The organism is Halpernia sp. GG3, from assembly GCF_052976925.2.
Window position 1 is genome coordinate 290,765 of sequence record NZ_JBRIIR020000010.1, and the last position, 15,933, is coordinate 306,697.

General features: G+C 33.4%; 15 protein-coding genes. 10 read left to right on the forward strand and 5 right to left on the reverse strand.

The genetic code is table 11. The features are described from left to right. Nucleotides 1-5 precede the first annotated feature (5 nt). The 4 genes from ACVBED_RS05735 to acs all read right to left on the reverse strand — a co-directional run bounded on the left by ACVBED_RS05735 (nt 6) and on the right by acs (nt 4,760). On the reverse strand, nt 6-722 hold the full coding sequence (locus tag ACVBED_RS05735) for a methyltransferase domain-containing protein (RefSeq protein WP_447119272.1): 717 nt from the start codon (nt 720-722) through the stop codon (nt 6-8). Then, a complete protein-coding gene (locus tag ACVBED_RS05740; protein WP_447119274.1) occupies nt 722-1,861 on the reverse strand; it encodes an NAD(P)/FAD-dependent oxidoreductase in 1,140 nt (379 codons plus the stop codon). The genes ACVBED_RS05735 and ACVBED_RS05740 overlap by 1 nt, the downstream gene beginning before the upstream one ends. Beyond that, entirely contained in the window at nt 1,854-2,786 is a 933-nt protein-coding gene (locus tag ACVBED_RS05745; RefSeq protein ID WP_447119275.1) for a DUF6438 domain-containing protein, read from the reverse strand. Before ACVBED_RS05745 ends, ACVBED_RS05740 begins: the two co-directional genes overlap by 8 nt. Nucleotides 2,787-2,852: 66 nt before the next feature. Continuing rightward, nucleotides 2,853-4,760 (reverse strand): acetate--CoA ligase, encoded by a 1,908-nt coding sequence (gene acs / locus ACVBED_RS05750; RefSeq protein WP_473094658.1) that lies wholly within the window; start codon nt 4,758-4,760, stop codon nt 2,853-2,855. Nucleotides 4,761-5,022: 262 nt separating this feature from the next. On the opposite strand from acs, the gene ACVBED_RS05755 reads away from it, so the two are divergent. From ACVBED_RS05755 to argH, 8 genes are all read left to right on the forward strand, one after another. Next, nucleotides 5,023-5,607 carry a GNAT family N-acetyltransferase gene (locus ACVBED_RS05755; protein ID WP_447119277.1) on the forward strand — a complete coding sequence of 195 codons (585 nt, stop codon included), beginning with the start codon at nt 5,023-5,025 and terminating at the stop codon, nt 5,605-5,607. Continuing rightward, nucleotides 5,576-6,769, forward strand: a complete 1,194-nt coding sequence (locus tag ACVBED_RS05760) for an argininosuccinate synthase (RefSeq protein WP_447119279.1) — start codon at nt 5,576-5,578, stop codon at nt 6,767-6,769. Before ACVBED_RS05755 ends, ACVBED_RS05760 begins: the two co-directional genes overlap by 32 nt. After that, nucleotides 6,766-7,731, forward strand: a complete 966-nt coding sequence (gene argC / locus ACVBED_RS05765) for an N-acetyl-gamma-glutamyl-phosphate reductase (protein ID WP_447119281.1) — start codon at nt 6,766-6,768, stop codon at nt 7,729-7,731. The genes ACVBED_RS05760 and argC overlap by 4 nt, the downstream gene beginning before the upstream one ends. 22 nt (nt 7,732-7,753) lie before the next feature. Beyond that, the gene (locus ACVBED_RS05770; protein ID WP_447119283.1) at nt 7,754-8,893 is read left to right on the forward strand and encodes an aspartate aminotransferase family protein; all 1,140 of its coding nucleotides are present in this window, start codon (nt 7,754-7,756) and stop codon (nt 8,891-8,893) included. A gap of 53 nt (nt 8,894-8,946) precedes the next feature. Beyond that, entirely contained in the window at nt 8,947-9,900 is a 954-nt protein-coding gene (locus ACVBED_RS05775; protein ID WP_447119284.1) for a Rossmann-fold NAD(P)-binding domain-containing protein, read from the forward strand. An 11-nt stretch (nt 9,901-9,911) separates the two neighbouring features. Continuing rightward, nucleotides 9,912-10,709, forward strand: a complete 798-nt coding sequence (gene argB, locus ACVBED_RS05780; protein ID WP_447119286.1) for an acetylglutamate kinase — start codon at nt 9,912-9,914, stop codon at nt 10,707-10,709. Further along, complete coding sequence (locus ACVBED_RS05785; RefSeq protein ID WP_447119288.1) at nt 10,684-11,766, forward strand: M20 family metallo-hydrolase; 1,083 nt, start codon at nt 10,684-10,686, stop codon at nt 11,764-11,766. The genes argB and ACVBED_RS05785 overlap by 26 nt, the downstream gene beginning before the upstream one ends. A gap of 113 nt (nt 11,767-11,879) precedes the next feature. Continuing rightward, nucleotides 11,880-13,184, forward strand: coding sequence for an argininosuccinate lyase (gene argH / locus ACVBED_RS05790; protein ID WP_447119290.1), 1,305 nt, complete (start codon nt 11,880-11,882; stop codon nt 13,182-13,184). Here argH and ACVBED_RS05795 read toward each other — a convergent pair. Further along, nucleotides 13,181-13,636 carry an Lrp/AsnC family transcriptional regulator gene (locus ACVBED_RS05795; RefSeq protein WP_473094659.1) on the reverse strand — a complete coding sequence of 152 codons (456 nt, stop codon included), beginning with the start codon at nt 13,634-13,636 and terminating at the stop codon, nt 13,181-13,183. The genes argH and ACVBED_RS05795 overlap by 4 nt on opposite strands. A 233-nt stretch (nt 13,637-13,869) precedes the next feature. Here ACVBED_RS05795 and ACVBED_RS05800 point away from each other — a divergent pair, with 233 nt between their 5' ends. Together ACVBED_RS05800 and ACVBED_RS05805 are read left to right on the forward strand one after the other, a co-directional pair. Next, nucleotides 13,870-14,763, forward strand: a complete 894-nt coding sequence (locus ACVBED_RS05800) for an aspartate carbamoyltransferase catalytic subunit (RefSeq protein ID WP_447119296.1) — start codon at nt 13,870-13,872, stop codon at nt 14,761-14,763. An 81-nt stretch (nt 14,764-14,844) separates the two neighbouring features. Continuing rightward, a complete protein-coding gene (locus tag ACVBED_RS05805; RefSeq protein WP_473094660.1) occupies nt 14,845-15,933 on the forward strand; it encodes a carbamoyl phosphate synthase small subunit in 1,089 nt (362 codons plus the stop codon).

A 15,933-nucleotide genomic window follows, 5' to 3' on the forward strand; every position in this document is an offset into this window, starting at 1 on the left:
GTTTTTTAATTAATCTTTGTAATTATCCACTGAAAACGAAAGGCCCATTTCCAAGTAATACTGTACTTTTTAAAACCTAATTCTTTACTAAATTTTTCTAAATCTGGCCTTTTAAAACCTCTTAAAATAGAAATTAAACCATCGTTGGCAGTCATTTTCTCTAGTCTAAAAATAAAAATTATCGCTTGAAATAAACGATATGCCAATTTGCTTCGCTGCAAATCATTAACCACAATTCCTTTTTTGACGATATTAAATATGACGCGCATCAAATTTAAAATCTCGTCGTCTTTAAAGTGATGTAAAGTAAGCGTAATTAGGGCAATATCTATATTATATTTTGAAAAATCGTATAGAAATATATCTTCTGCTAGATAAGAAATATTATCGAAATCTTTTGAGCAATTTTCAGCATGTCTTATGGACGCTGCGTTTGCATCTATTCCGATTAAATTGAATTTTAAATTTTTACTTTTTGCATAGTCCGCAAGCATTCGAAGCATGTCACCATTTCCACACCCAAAATCCATAATAGTTACGGTTTTATCTGTTGGGAAATTTTCAAGTAATTTTTTAACACCATCCAAAGTCACGGCGTTTCCACCTAAAACGTGGTTAATTTTTGCGATGTCGTCCAAAGCGGTAATTAAACCTTCATTATCCATAGAAAAATCATCCATAGATTCCTCTAAATCAGTTCTATACGTTATATCTAATGCCATTATTGAGTGATCACGATTTCTTTGCCGTGCGTTTTTTTAATTATTAAAGGAAGCATAAAAGGAAAATACGTGATTAATTTAGTTAAAGTTTCCGACAGCGACGAATTTTCAAATATTTTTCCGAGAAATCTTCCGTAACGTAATCTTTTTTTAAAATTTAAATTCCAGTTTTTTGCATAATTTCTTTCCATTTCATCTCGAGAAATATTTTCTGCAAGATAATCTTGAACTTGATCTGACGCCAATTTTGCGCTGTGAATAGCCATTGCCATGCCATTACCGCAAAGTGGATGAATTAATCCAGCGGTGTCACCCAACATTAAAATATGGTTTTCAACATTTCTTTTCTTCTCAAAAGAAACCTGACTGATCGTTAATGGTTTATCAAAAATCTGAACTGAATTTTTTAAAATACCTTTTAAATGTGGATTTCTCGAAACTACTTCTTGCTGAAATTCTTCAATGTTTTTATGTTCTTTAAAAGACTTAAAATTAGTTAAATAACAGATGTTAATTTCGTTATTTTCCACTTTCGAAACGCCGCAATAACCACCTTTAAAATTATGCAAACCCACAACATCATCCGGAAAATTTCCAGAATAGTGAGATTTTACTGCTAACCACGGCGATTTATTTTGAGAAAAATCCCGCTTCATTTGTACATCTAAATTTGATCTTTTGCCAAAAGCGCCGACAACAATTTTTGATTTCAGCACCTTTCCTGAAGCTAATTTAACTTCAAAAATACCGTCTTTAAAATCAACTTCATTAACCAGATCTTCTAAAACAGTGCAATTTTGAGAGATCGCTTTTAAATAAAGCGCTTCATCTAAAATGTAACGGCTCACACCAAAACCACCGAGCGGCAATTTTGTTTCGATCTCTTTTCCGGATTCTGAAGAAAATTTTAGAGTTTTAATGTGCGTTGGTTTTAGTGCTTCAATGTCAACATTCAACCATTTAAAATAAGGCGAAACTTCGTTGGAAATATATTCACCGCAAACTTTGTGTTTTGGGTACGAATTTTTTTCTATAACGACCACAGAAAAACCCAACTTTGACAAATGAATTGCAGAAGTTAATCCTGCTAAACCACCGCCGATTATTAGGATTTGCGGGTTTTGGGTTGGATTAGTCAATTTTTTGCCAATTTTGTTTTGCCATTAAAGAATCCATTTTTTCGTAAAAATTAACAAGACCCAATGTCCCTCTTTCGTTGTAATCATTGATAATTTTAACTTCTCCATTATCATAAAAAATTTTTGTGTTTTTGGTAGGCGAATCAAATGCTGTTGAAAGATATTTATCTTTTAGATTTGTGAAATTTATTTCATTAAAATACTTTGAAAGTTTCGGAAAATTAGAAAAATTATTGCTAGAATAATTGCCTTTAAATCTTTCATAATAATTAGATAATAAAACTGTTGAATCTTTTTTTAAAGTTAATTTATAGGTAATCCCTGGTGCATATCCACTAATTTGTGTAAATATTATTTTTTCTATTTTATGATTTTGATGTGGTTTTACAAATTCAGTCAGTTGATTGTTTTTTATCATCAAAGTATCATTTTTTAGCATATCACTTCTATCGTCAAAGCGCGTTTTAAAGTTTAATAATTTAATCAAATTTTGACCTTTAAAATTTATGATTTTTGCTGAAAGAATAGCATAAACTCTTTTTTTACCTGGATTCAAAAATTGATATCCATTTTTATTGCTTAATAATATCAAACAATTTTTGGAATCTTCACTAAAATAAGGTTTAATTATTACATCAGTATTATCGCTTTTTGCAATATCTAAATTTAAAAGATAATCTTGTTTCCCATCATTATTAAAATCGGCTTCATAAAGTGGTTTGAAATTTTCTTTATTTACAATTTTTCTGAATGATTTAATTGAATCAATAAAATTTTCACCGTAAGAAAAATCTGTTCTTAATTGCATTGATTTGTAACCTTCCTTAGAATGAATTAATTCTAAAATTTCCTTTTCATTAAGCGTTTTTTTCTCACAAGAATTTAATAGAAAAAGACCGAAAAATAAGAGTATATATTTTAACATTTAAAAATCTAAAAAATAAAGATACAAATAAAAAACCTCGCATTTCTGTAAGGTTTGGTTTAATATTTATATTCGTTCATTCTTTATCTCATCCACAATCTCAGGATTCAGCAAAGTAGATGTATCGCCGAAACTACTAAAATCACCTTCCGCAATTTTGCGTAAAATTCTACGCATAATTTTTCCCGAACGTGTTTTTGGCAAAGCAGAAACAAACTGAATTTTGTCCAATTTTGCAATCGGTCCCATTGTGTCGGCAATTACGTTGTTTATTTCTTTCTTTAAATTTTCTCTATCTCTGCTCTCGCCAGTGTCTTTTAAAATCACAAAACCATAAAGTGCGCTGCCTTTTATATCATGCGGATAACCTACAATCGCTGATTCTGCTACGGCAGGATGAAGATTGATACTATCTTCAATTGGCGCAGTTCCCAGATTATGTCCCGAAACAATAATGACATCATCTACCCTACCGGTAATTCTGTAATAACCAACTTCATCGCGTAAAGCACCATCACCAGTGAAATATTTCCCCGGAAAAGCCGTAAAGTAAGTTTCTTTATACCGTTGGTGATTTCCCCAAATAGTTCGTGCAATTCCCGGCCAAGGAAAACGAATACATAAATTACCATCGACTTGGTTTCCAGTAATTTCATTGCGTTTTTCATCCATTAAAACCGGTTGAATTCCAGGAAGTGGCAAAGTCGCGTAAGTTGGTTTTGTCGGAGTAATAAACGGAAGCGGCGAAATCATAATTCCACCAGTTTCAGTTTGCCACCAAGTATCTACAATTGGACATTTTTTCTTGCCAACATGGTCGTTATACCAATGCCAGGCTTCATCGTTGATCGGTTCACCAACGGAACCAATCACTTTTAAACTTGATAAATCATGTTTTTCTACCCAATCGGCAGATTCTTTCGCTAAGGAACGAATGGCAGTTGGCGCCGTGTAAAATTGTGTGATTTTATGTTTTTCAATCACTTCCCAAAAGCGGTCTGGCTCTGGATAAGTGGGAACGCCCTCAAAAATAACCGTGGTTGCACCATTTGCAAGCGGTCCGTAAAGAATGTAAGAATGACCTGTCACCCAACCTAAATCTGCGGTGCACCAAAAAATATCATTTTCCTGATAATCAAAAACATTTTTAAAAGTGTAAGCCGTAAAAACCATGTAACCGGCGGTTGTGTGAAGCATTCCTTTTGGTTTTCCGGTAGAGCCCGAAGTGTATAAAATAAAGAGCGGATCTTCTGAATCCATAATTACTGTAACAAAATCTGTAGAGGCTTTTTCGTAAAGCGGTTGCAACCAGAAATCTCTTCCTTCTTTCATTTTTACTTCACCACCAGTTCTTTTTACTACTAAAACCTTTTCTACCGTCGGACATTTCTCTACAGCATCATCAATTATTCCTTTTAATTCAATGGATTTCATTCCGCGAAAACTTCCGTCGGAACAAATAATTACTTTTGCTTCACAGTCATTTACACGAGATTCCACCGCTGCGGCAGAAAAGCCTGCAAAAATAACAGAATGGACGGCGCCCAATCTTGCACAAGCCAACATAGAAACCGCTAATTCAGGAATCATGGGCAAATAAATACAAACTCTGTCGCCTTTTTCGACGCCCAAATCTCGCAATACATTCGCCATTTTACAGACACGCGTATGCAAATCACTATAAGAAATATGTTCCGCTGCATCTTTGGGATTATTCGGTTCAAAAATAATCGCCGTTTTTTCGCCGCGTTCATTTAAATGTCGATCCAGACAATTTTTTGTGATATTAAGTTTGGCATTTTTAAACCATTCGATTTTGGCATTTTCCATGTCATATTTTACAACCTTTTTCCAGCGTTGGTACCAAACGAAATTTTCGTCGGCGATTTTATCCCAGAATTTCTTGGGATTTTTTATTGATTTTTTATATTGTTCAAAATAGTCTGGAAGATTTTTAATATGATAATTGTTCATGGATATGCCTGCTTTATTTGAAGTTTTTAATTAGGATTAAAGATCCCGTTCCTATTTTTTAAAGTTAATAAAATTTCTTCAGGTTTAGATTTCTGGTTTTCAATTTTAATTTATTTAAAAATGAAAGAATTTTTATCTGACATTTCAACGCAAAAGAGATTAAAACACTTTAATTTAAATTATAAATAGTAATTAATTGCATTTTATTTGTAATTATAAGGATTATTTATCTTAAATTTACTGCTTTAAAAGATAAAATTAAATGAAAATAGAAATTTCCTCAGATAAACATTTGAAATATGCAGAGGAAATCCGATTAGAAATGGAGGATTCTGCATTAAAAAGAGGAACAGGAATAGCAAAGCGTTCCCTGGAATATATTAGCGCGAAAATTTTAGAATCAAAAGCCGTCGTGGCAATTGATGAAGATGAAACCTGGATTGGCTTCTGTTATATAGAAACCTGGTCACATGAGAAGTTTGTGGCCAATTCAGGTTTAATTGTTTCTGTAAATTATAGAAATAAAGGAATTGCCACTTTAATCAAAAAGAAAATTTTTGAATTATCCCGAGAATGGTACCCCAATGCAAAGATTTTTGGATTAACTACTGGTTTGCCGGTTATGAAAATCAATGCGGAAATGGGATATAAACCAGTAATCTATTCAGAATTAACGCAGGACGAAGATTTCTGGAACGGTTGCAAAAATTGCGTTAACTATGAAATATTAATGAGCAAAGAACGGAAAAACTGTCTTTGTACCGCAATGTTATATGTTCCAAAAATTGAAGAAAATAAATTTAGTAAAGAGAAAAATGACGAAGAAAAAAGTAGTTTTAGCATTTAGCGGCGGTCTGGACACATCGTATTGTGCAAAATATCTAAGTGAAAATTTGGATTGTGAAGTTCATGCTGTAACTGTAAATACGGGTGGATTTACAAAGGAAGATGCAACTGAATTAAAGTTAAAAGCAGAAAAATTAGGCGTTTTTTCTTATAAATTTATCGATGCAGTTGACAACTATTATAACGATTGCGTGAAATATTTAATTTTCGGAAATGTTCTTAAAAACAACACGTATCCACTTTCTGTAAGTGCTGAAAGAACTGTTCAGGCACAAAATATCGCGAAATTCGCCCTCGAAATCGGCACAAATGCGATTGCTCACGGAAGCACGGGCGCAGGAAATGATCAGGTTCGTTTTGATTTAATTTTTCAGGTGATGTGTCCGAACATCGAAATTATCACACCAATTCGGGATTTGTCTCTATCTAGAGAAGAAGAAATTTTATTTTTAAAAAATCACGGTTTTGAAATGGATTTTGAGAAAGCAAAATATTCCATTAACAAAGGACTTTGGGGAACTTCCGTCGGTGGCAAAGAAACTTTAACTTCAAAAAATAATCTACCGGAAAACGCTTTTCCTTCTCAGGTTGAAAAAACGGAACCTTCAGATTTAGAAATTGAATTTAAAAACGGTGAAATTATCTCAATAAATGGCGAACAATTTTCTAATCCGGTTTTAGCCATTCAGAAAATTGAAAAAATCGCTTCTGTTTACGGAATTGGTCGCGACATTCACGTTGGTGACACGATTGTTGGCATAAAAGGACGTGTTGGTTTTGAAGCCGCAGCCGCAACAATAATTATTAAATCCCATCATTTATTAGAAAAACATACGCTCTCGAAATACCAGCAAACCATAAAATCCCAATTGGCAGATTGGTACGGAAACTGGCTACACGAAGCACTTTTCTTGGATCCGGTGATGAGAAATATTGAAACTTTTCTAGAAAATTCGCAAAAAACTGTCAATGGAAAAGTTTTTTTAACACTTCATCCATACCGTTTTGTTTTAAATGGAATAGAATCTAAAAATGATTTAATGTCAGCGAAATTTGGAAGTTATGGCGAAGCAAATCTTGCCTGGACTGGCCAAGACGTGAAAGGATTTACAAAAGTTTTGAGTAACTCATTGTCTATTTATCATCTAATCAATAAGTCATGATAAAATCTGTTGGGATAATTGGTTCAAATGGTTACACAGGAAGTGAACTGGTAAGAATTTTAAGTTTTCATCCAAAAGTAAAACTTCAATTTTTATACAGCCGTTCAAATTATGGCGTGAAAATTTCTGAAATTTATCCGGATCTGGTTTCTGTTTGTGATATGATTTTAACAAATAAAATTGAAGAAGTCGATATCCTATTTTTATGTTTACCTCACCAGGAAAGTAAAAATTTTCTCGCTGAAAATTCAATAAAAGATGGTGTTTTAATCATCGATTTGGGAAATGATTTTCGTCTTGACAATACTTTTGAAAATAGAAATTTTGTTTATGGTTTGCCTGAACTATTTAAAAACGAAATAAAAACTTCTAAAAGTATTGCAAATCCGGGTTGTTTTGCCACAGCAATTCAGTTGGCTCTTTTGCCTTTAACAAAATTAAATTTACTTGGAGACATTTACACCACGGGAATCACAGGTTCTACTGGCGCTGGACAATCGATGCAGGCAACGACGCATTTTACCTGGCGAAATGATAATGTTTCCGCTTACAAAACTTTGACGCACCAACATGTTGATGAGATTTTAAAAACTTTAAATCAGGTTAATGAAAAAGAAATCAACCTGCATTTTGTGCCGTGGCGTGGCGATTTTGTTCGTGGAATTTTTACAAGTTCTATCTTAAAATGTGATTTGAAACTGGAAGAAATTCAAAAAATTTATCAGGATTTTTATAAAGACGCTGCATTTGTAAGCATTTCAGAAAAACCAATCGACATGAAACAGGTCGTGAACACCAATAGATGCGCGATTCAAATTGAAAAAAACAATCAAATGGTCGTTATTCATTCCGCAATTGATAATTTATTAAAAGGCGCGTCCGGACAAGCCGTACAAAATATGAATATTGCCGAAAATTGGGACGAAAATTTAGGTCTAAATCTAAAAGCAATAGCGTTTTAAAAACCATCAACTACCAACTAGCATGAACTTATTCGACGTTTATCCATTATTTAATATTAATCCTGTGAAAGCGGAAGGTTCTTTTTTGTGGGATGAAAATGGCAAAAAATATCTTGATTTTTATGGTGGTCACGCTGTGATTTCCATCGGGCATAGTCATCCGCATTATCAAAGTAAATTGAAAGAACAATTAGAGAAAATTTCGTTTTATTCAAATTCTGTTCAAAACCACTTGCAAACGGAATTGGCAGAAAAATTGGGTGAAATTTCTGGCTACGAAGATTATTCGCTTTTTCTTTGCAATTCTGGCGCAGAAGCAATCGAAAACGCTTTAAAATTAGCATCTTTTCATAATAGCAAAAAGAAAGTCGTTTATTTTTCTGGCTCATTTCACGGGCGAACTTCTGCCGCAGTTTCTGTGACAGATAATCCTAAAATTGTAGCACCAATAAACTTTTCCGAACGGTTTATAAAATGTGGATGGAACAATATCAATCAGTTGAACGAAATCTTTCAAGAAAATAAAAATGAAATTTCTGCCGTAATTATTGAAGGAATTCAGGGGGTTGGTGGCATTGTTTTGCCTTCAGAAGAACTGATCTTTTCGCTAAAAAAACTTTGTGCAGAAAACGAAGCTATTTTAATTATGGATGAAGTGCAGTCTGGTTACGGACGAACCGGGAAATTTTTCGCACATCAGGAATTTGATATTCAACCCGATTTAATTACGATTGCAAAAGGCATGGGAAATGGTTTCCCGATCGGTGGCGTTTTAATCAGTCCGAAATTTAAAGCCAGCAACGGTTTATTGGGAACTACTTTCGGTGGAAATCATTTGGCTTGCGCTGCAGGAATTGCAGTTTTAGATGTCATTAAAAATGAAAATTTAATAGAGAATGCCGAGAAAATTGGAAGTTATATTGAAACTAAAATCAAAAATTTTCAAAACATTAAAGAAATTAGGCGGCGTGGTTTAATGATCGGCATTGAGTTGAATGAACCTTGCTCAGAAATCCGTCAAAAAATCTTAAATGAACATCATGTTTTCACGGGAAATTCAAGTAATCCAAATGTTTTGAGACTTCTTCCCGCACTTAATATTACAGAAAAAGAAGCCGATTTATTTATCAATGCTTTAGAATCTGTTCTTCAAAATCACTAAGTTTTTTATAAAATTTTATCAAATGCAAAAAAGGCTAATTTTAATTAAATAAAATGCAAAATTTCACTTCCGTAGAAGATATTAATGGTCTTCAATCAATCATAAAAAAGGCCCTTAAAATTAAAGAAAATCCTTTAGCAGAGGCAAATAAAGGAAAAGGAAAAACGATTGGACTTGTTTTCTTAAATTCAAGTTTACGAACAAGATTGAGCAGCCAAATTGCGGCACAAAATTTAGGTTTAAATGTTTTGACTTTAAATGCCGCGCAGGAAGCTTGGAATCTTGAATTTTCTGATGGCGCAATCATGAATGGCGACACAGTTGAACACATAAAAGACGCAATCGAAGTTCTCAATCAATACTGCGATATCATTGCGGTACGCTGTTTTGCAGGTATGAAAAACAAAGAAGATGATGTGAACGAAAGTATTTTGTCGCAATTTTTAAAACACGCAAAAGTCCCGGTTATTTCTTTAGAATCTGCCACGCGACATCCTTTGCAAAGTTTTGCAGATTGCATCACGATCACTGAAAACTGGAAAGAAAGCCGAAAACCTAAGGTGGTTTTGACTTGGGCGCCACACATTAAACCCATCGCGCAAGCAGTTGGAAATTCCTTTGCTGAATGGATGCAAGAAATGGATGTTGATTTAGTGATTGCCAATCCGGAAGGTTATGATTTGGATCCAAAATTTGTGAAAAATACGACGATAATTCACGATCAAAACGAAGCATTGAAAGATGCAGATTTTATCTGTGTGAAAAACTGGTCTTCATTTGAAAATTACGCTGAAATGCCTGAAGTAAAAGAAAACTGGATGCTGACTCAAGAAAAATTAAAATTAACCAAAGATGCAAAAGTAATGCACTGTTTGCCGGTTCGTAGAAATGTCGAATTGAGCGATGAAGTAATGGATAGTGAAAATTCAATTATTTATCAGCAGGCAAAAAACAGAATTTTTTCTGCACAAACTGTTTTTAGTGAAATTTTAGATGAAATATCTTAAAGTTGAAAGTGATGGAAAAACAGAAATTATATGTCATTAAAATTGGCGGTTCTTTAATCGACAAAGAATTAGATTTAAAAAACTTTTTAGAAAAATTTGCTTCTATAAAAGCACCAAAAATTTTAGTTCACGGCGGGGGAAAATTGGCTTCAAATTTAGCAGAGAAGCTCAATATTTCTCAGAAAATGGTCGAAGGCAGAAGAGTGACCGACAAAGAAACGCTGGATATTGTGACCATGGTTTACGCCGGGAAAATCAACAAAAACATTGTTGCGCAACTGCAAAATTTTGATTGCAACGCCATCGGATTTTCTGGCGCAGACGGCAATTTAATTAAAGCCGAAAAGCGAATTATTTCAGAAATTGACTATGGTTTTGTCGGCGATGTTGAATCAAAAAGCGTCAATATTGATTTGCTGGAAGCGTTTTTAAATCTAAATCTAGTTCCGGTATTTTCAGCAATTACGCACGATAAAAAAGGCAATTTATTCAATACAAATGCAGATTCTGTGGCGTCCGTTTTGGCGCAGGCTTTATCTGAAAATTTTGAGGTTGAACTTTTGTATTGTTTTGATAAAGACGGAATTTTAGAGGATATACAAAATCCTGACTCTCTTATAAAAACTTTAAATAAAACAGAATATTTAGAATTGTTACCCACTAAAAAATTAAATGAAGGCATTTTGCCAAAACTTAAAAATGCTTTTTTAGCAGTAGAAAATAATGTTAAAAAAGTGGTTTTAATAAATGAAACCAAATTAGAAAACCAAATAAACTACCAAAATGAAGGAACAGAAATCTATATATAATTCAGAAGATTTGCTAAAAAATGCCACCGATTTATTAAAAAAACTCATCGCAACGCCCTCTTTAAGCAAAGATGAATACGATGCTTCTTTGGTGATTGAAGGCTATTTTCAGCACAGAGATATTCCTACAAACAGACTGAAAAATAATATTTGGGCGACTAATAAATACTTTGATGAAAGCAAACCTTCGATTGTTTTAAATACGCATCATGACACGGTAAAACCAAATAAAGCCTACACAAATGATCCGTTTATTGCGATTGAAAAAGACGGAAAAATGTTTGGTCTGGGAAGTAATGATGCAGGCGCTTCTTTGGTAACGATGATTCAGGTTTTTCGGCATTTTTATGAAGCAGAAAATTTATCTCATAACTTAATTATTGCAATGACTGCTGAAGAAGAAATATCGGGAAACGACGGAATTGACTTACTTTTTCCTCAACTTGCAAATGTGGAACTGGTAATTGTAGGTGAACCAACATTGATGAATTTAGCGATTGCAGAAAAAGGACTTTTGGTAATTGATGGCGAAATGCAGGGAACGCCTTCTCACGCAGCGCATCCAAACGAAAATAATTCAATTGTGAAATGCCTGGCAGATCTGCAGCATATTTTAAATTATAAATTTCCCAAAATTTCGCCGTATTTAGGTGAAGTTAAAGTGACACTTTCCATGATCAATGCGGGAACGCAACACAATGTGGTGCCGGAAAAATGCAACTTTACTTTAGATGTCCGTGTAACTGACGAATACAGCAACAAAGAAGTTTTTGAAATTATTCAATCTGAAATGACTTCAAAATTATCAGCGAGATCTTTTAGGTTAAATTCTTCAAAAATCAGTGAAGATCATCCGATTGTGAAAGCAGGTTTAGAAATCGGAAGAACGACTTATGGCTCGCCAACTTCCTCAGATCAGGCAATAATCCCGTGTACTTCCATAAAAATTGGTCCGGGCGACAGTACAAGATCTCACACCGCAGATGAATTTATATACATCGATGAAATAAAAGAAGGCATCGAAATTTATACTAAAATTTTAGAAAAAATATTATAAAAATGACTTAGAATTTTAGCAAAATTAATTCCTTTAGGGTTGGGGAAAATAATTTTGGTAAAATTTCAAAAATCCATAACCTGATTTTAAAGGGTTTTCAAAATAAAACAATAATGAAAAAAATTTGGCAAAAAGATAAAACATTAACGAATCAATTAGTCAATAAATTTACCGTTGGTAAAGACCTGGATTTTGACGACCGATTGGCAAAATACGACGTGATCGGTTCTTTAGCACAATGTAAAATGTTAGCAGAAGTTGGTTTAATTTCAGAGGAAGAATCGCAGGAACTTCAATCTATTCTCAATGAAATTTTAGAAGAAATCGAAAACAATTCTTTTACAATTGATCCGGAGGCAGAAGATATTCATTCACAAATTGAGTCTATTTTAATTGAAAAACTGGGCTCAACCGGAAAAAAGATCCACACGGCGCGGTCCAGAAATGATCAGGTTTTATTGAATATTAAATTGTATTTATTAGATGAAATCAGAAAAATTAGTGAATTAACAGATGAATTATTTCAAATTTTAATTCAGTTGGCTGCTCAAAATAAAGATCATTTAATGCCCGGTTACACGCATTTTCAAATTGCCATGCCTTCGTCTTTTGGCTTGTGGTTTGGCGCGTATGCTGAAGCTTTAGTAGATGATTTAGAACTTCTTTTATCGGTAAAAAATATCATCAATAAAAATCCTTTGGGTTCCGCAGCCGGTTATGGTTCGTCCTTCCCTATTAATAGAGAAAGCACAACTCATTATTTGAATTTTAAAACCTTAAATTATAATTCTATTTATGCGCAAATGACGCGCGGGAAATCCGAGAAATTATTGGCTTCGTCAATGTCCGTTTTAGCAGGAACTTTAAGCCGATTTTCTTACGATGTTTGTTTATATTTAAGTCAAAATTTTAATTTCATCAGTTTTCCGAAAGAATTTACCACCGGAAGCAGCATTATGCCGCACAAGAAAAATCCGGATATTTTTGAATTGGTAAGAGCGCGTTGCAACAGAATTCAGGCTTTACCAAATGAACTTATTTTGCTCACGAATAATTTACCGTCCGGTTACCACCGCGATATGCAGTTAAGCAAAGAAATTCTTTTTCCGGCAATTGATTCTTTAAAAGAATGTCTGGAAATTTTAATTTACACCTTACCTAATATTGAGGTTAAAGAAGGAATTTTAGACGATGAAAAATATAAATATCTCTTCAGCGTAGAAAAAATAAACGAAGAAGTGAAAAATGGAAATTCTTTCCGTGACGCCTACGTAAAAGTGGGAAATGACATCGAAAATAATGAATTTGAATATGACATAAAAGACTTAAATCACACACATCAGGGAAGTATTGGGAATTTGTGTTTAGAAGAAATTACACATCAATTTCATAAAATTTCTTCTAAACTTTTGGCTTAATCAATTTTATATTTCGTTGTTTTTTTCACTTCAGATAAAGCGATTAAACTATGATATTGCCAGATATTTGGCGAGTTAGATATGACATTAACAGCGAAGTCGTTATAAGAGTTAATGTCCTTTACGATAATTTTCAACATGTAATCATATTCCCCGGAAAGACTTATCATTTCCTGCACTTCATCAAATTTCTGAATGTGTTTTTCAAAATCTTCCAAAGTTTTTTGCGATTGCTCTTTCAACCGGATGTTGCAATAAACGATGATATTGAGCCCGAGTTTTTCACGGTTAAGAATGGCAACATATTTTTCAATCACATTTTGTTTCTCGAGCTGTTTTATCCTTTCGTAAGTTGGCGTAAATGTGAGACCGATTTTCTCTGCAACGTCCTTCACCGAAATCGTAGAATCTTCCTGAAGTAAACTGAGAATCATCTTGTCTTTGGCATCCATATTTTGATTTTGAACAAAAATATTAAAATTTAAATAGAAAATTGCCTGTTAAAATTAATACTTTGATTTGTTGAAAAAATCATTTTTAGATTTCAAAAAATATTCTATCTTTGTACCCAATGAAAATAAAATTTCCATTGAACGATTTTAGAAAAGACGGTTTTACCGTTTCACAATATTTTTAATTAAACGAAGTCTTAACGGCTTCGTTTTTTTTGTTTAAAAATTAAAAAATGAATAATTTAGACAACCTAGACAAAGAAAAAATTCTATCAATATTATCTTTGGCGAATGACTTTAAAAATGGTTTAGAAGTAAAACCTAAATCAAAAATTTTTGCTGCAAATCTTTTTTTTGAAGATAGCACGAGAACTAAGACGAGTTTTGAAATCGCTGAACGTAAACTTGGCTTTGAGGTTATTCATTTCGATGTCTCAAAAAGTTCTGTCAACAAAGGCGAAAGTCTTTATGACACTGCAAAAACACTAGAAAGTATTGGAATCAATTTGTTGGTAATAAGGCATTCTCAAAATAAATTTTATGAAGATTTAGCAAATATTAAAATCCCAATAATAAACGCAGGCGATGGCACCGGAAATCATCCGAGTCAAACGATTTTAGATTTGATGACTATTCACCAGGAATTTGGTGATTTTGAAAATTTAAAAATAGGCATTGTTGGTGATGTAAAACACAGCCGCGTTGCCAATTCAAACGCCGCAGCTCTAAGAAAACTTGGTGCAAAGGTTTTCTTTTCTGGACCTTCTAAATGGTTTGATGAAGGTGCAATTATCAATGGAACATTTTTGCAAATTGATCAATTAACAAAAGAAGTTGATGTTTTGATGTTGCTAAGAATACAACATGAAAGGCACGGGGAAAAGATGGCAATCTCTCTAGACACTTATCATAAAAAATATGGTTTGACCAAAAAAAGAGAACAGGAAATGAAGTCAACTTCTATAATAATGCATCCCGCGCCCATTAATAGAAATGTAGAAATAGATTCAGATTTGGTGGAATGCAAACGCTCAAGAATTTTTAAACAAATGGAAAATGGCGTTTTTGCAAGAATGGCGATTTTGGCTAATGCATTGGAATTGGACAGAAATAATTCAGATAATTAAACAGATAATAAATTAAAGATCAACCTTGCTTTCAAGCACTTAAATCTTGACTCTTGGCTGTTGCATCTTGACTCAATAACAATGAAAAAAATATTAATATTAGAATCCGGCGAAGTTTTTCACGGTGAAAGTTTTGGAAATCACGAAAACACTTTTGGTGAAGTTGTTTTTAACACAGCGATGACAGGTTACCAGGAATTAATTTCAGATCCTTCTTATTGCGACCAAATCGTCTGCATGACATATCCGCTGATAGGAAATTATGGAATAAACCGTGATGATTTTGAAAGCATTCAGCCGTCTATAAAAGGTTTAATTGTGAGAGAAGTCTGCGATTTTCCCTCAAATTTTCGTTCTCAAATGACTTTAGACGAATTCTTTGAGAAAAAAAATATTGCAGGAATTTCAGGAATTGACACCAGAAGATTAACCCGGGTTTTGCGAAATTCCGGCGTTGTAAAAGGTAAAATTATAAATGCAGATTCAGACATCCAATCTGAAATTCAAAAATTAAAAAATGAAAGTTTTGCTACAAATGAAGTGGAGAAAGTTTCCACGAAAACGCCATACGCCAATCCCGGACGCGGTTTAAAAGTTATTTTGGTAGATTTCGGTTCTAAGCTGGGAATTTTAAGAGAATTAGGAAAACGGGATTGTGACATTACAGTTGTTTCGCACGACGTCACCGCTGAAGACATTTTACTCATAAAGCCAGATGGAATCATGCTTTCAAATGGCCCAGGAAATCCGGAAGATAATCCGATTGCGATAGAAATGATCCAAAATTTACTGGGCAAAATTCCAATATTTGGTATTTGTCTCGGCCATCAATTAATTGCTTTGGCTTGTGGCGCAAAAACATTTAAGTTAAAATTCGGACATCGTGGCGGAAATCATCCGGTTTTAGATTTAATTAAAAATAAAGTCGCAATTACTTCCCAAAATCACGGTTATGCGGTTGATCAGGAAAGTTTAAAAATCACAGATTTAGAAGAAACACATATTGCATTAAACGATAGAACTAATGAAGGTTTAAAACATAAAATTCATGCTTGTTTTTCTGTTCAATACCATCCGGAAGCAAGTCCAGGTCCGGAAGACGCAAATTATTTGTTCGATGAGTTTATGGAAATGATGGTAAATTTTAAATCAAAAAAAGAATTAAATTAA

Coding starts and splice junctions, on each gene's coding strand:
- ACVBED_RS05760 (WP_447119279.1), top strand. CDS start 5,576: ATGACGAAGAAAAAAGTAGTTTTAGCATTTAGCGGCGGTCTGGACACA.
- argB (WP_447119286.1), top strand. CDS start 9,912: ATGGAAAAACAGAAATTATATGTCATTAAAATTGGCGGTTCTTTAATC.
- acs (WP_473094658.1), bottom strand. CDS start 4,760: ATGAACAATTATCATATTAAAAATCTTCCAGACTATTTTGAACAATAT.
- ACVBED_RS05800 (WP_447119296.1), top strand. CDS start 13,870: ATGAATAATTTAGACAACCTAGACAAAGAAAAAATTCTATCAATATTA.
- ACVBED_RS05735 (WP_447119272.1), bottom strand. CDS start 722: ATGGCATTAGATATAACGTATAGAACTGATTTAGAGGAATCTATGGAT.
- ACVBED_RS05805 (WP_473094660.1), top strand. CDS start 14,845: ATGAAAAAAATATTAATATTAGAATCCGGCGAAGTTTTTCACGGTGAA.
- argH (WP_447119290.1), top strand. CDS start 11,880: ATGAAAAAAATTTGGCAAAAAGATAAAACATTAACGAATCAATTAGTC.
- ACVBED_RS05745 (WP_447119275.1), bottom strand. CDS start 2,786: ATGTTAAAATATATACTCTTATTTTTCGGTCTTTTTCTATTAAATTCT.
- ACVBED_RS05770 (WP_447119283.1), top strand. CDS start 7,754: ATGAACTTATTCGACGTTTATCCATTATTTAATATTAATCCTGTGAAA.
- argC (WP_447119281.1), top strand. CDS start 6,766: ATGATAAAATCTGTTGGGATAATTGGTTCAAATGGTTACACAGGAAGT.
- ACVBED_RS05775 (WP_447119284.1), top strand. CDS start 8,947: ATGCAAAATTTCACTTCCGTAGAAGATATTAATGGTCTTCAATCAATC.
- ACVBED_RS05795 (WP_473094659.1), bottom strand. CDS start 13,636: ATGGATGCCAAAGACAAGATGATTCTCAGTTTACTTCAGGAAGATTCT.
- ACVBED_RS05755 (WP_447119277.1), top strand. CDS start 5,023: ATGAAAATAGAAATTTCCTCAGATAAACATTTGAAATATGCAGAGGAA.
- ACVBED_RS05785 (WP_447119288.1), top strand. CDS start 10,684: ATGAAGGAACAGAAATCTATATATAATTCAGAAGATTTGCTAAAAAAT.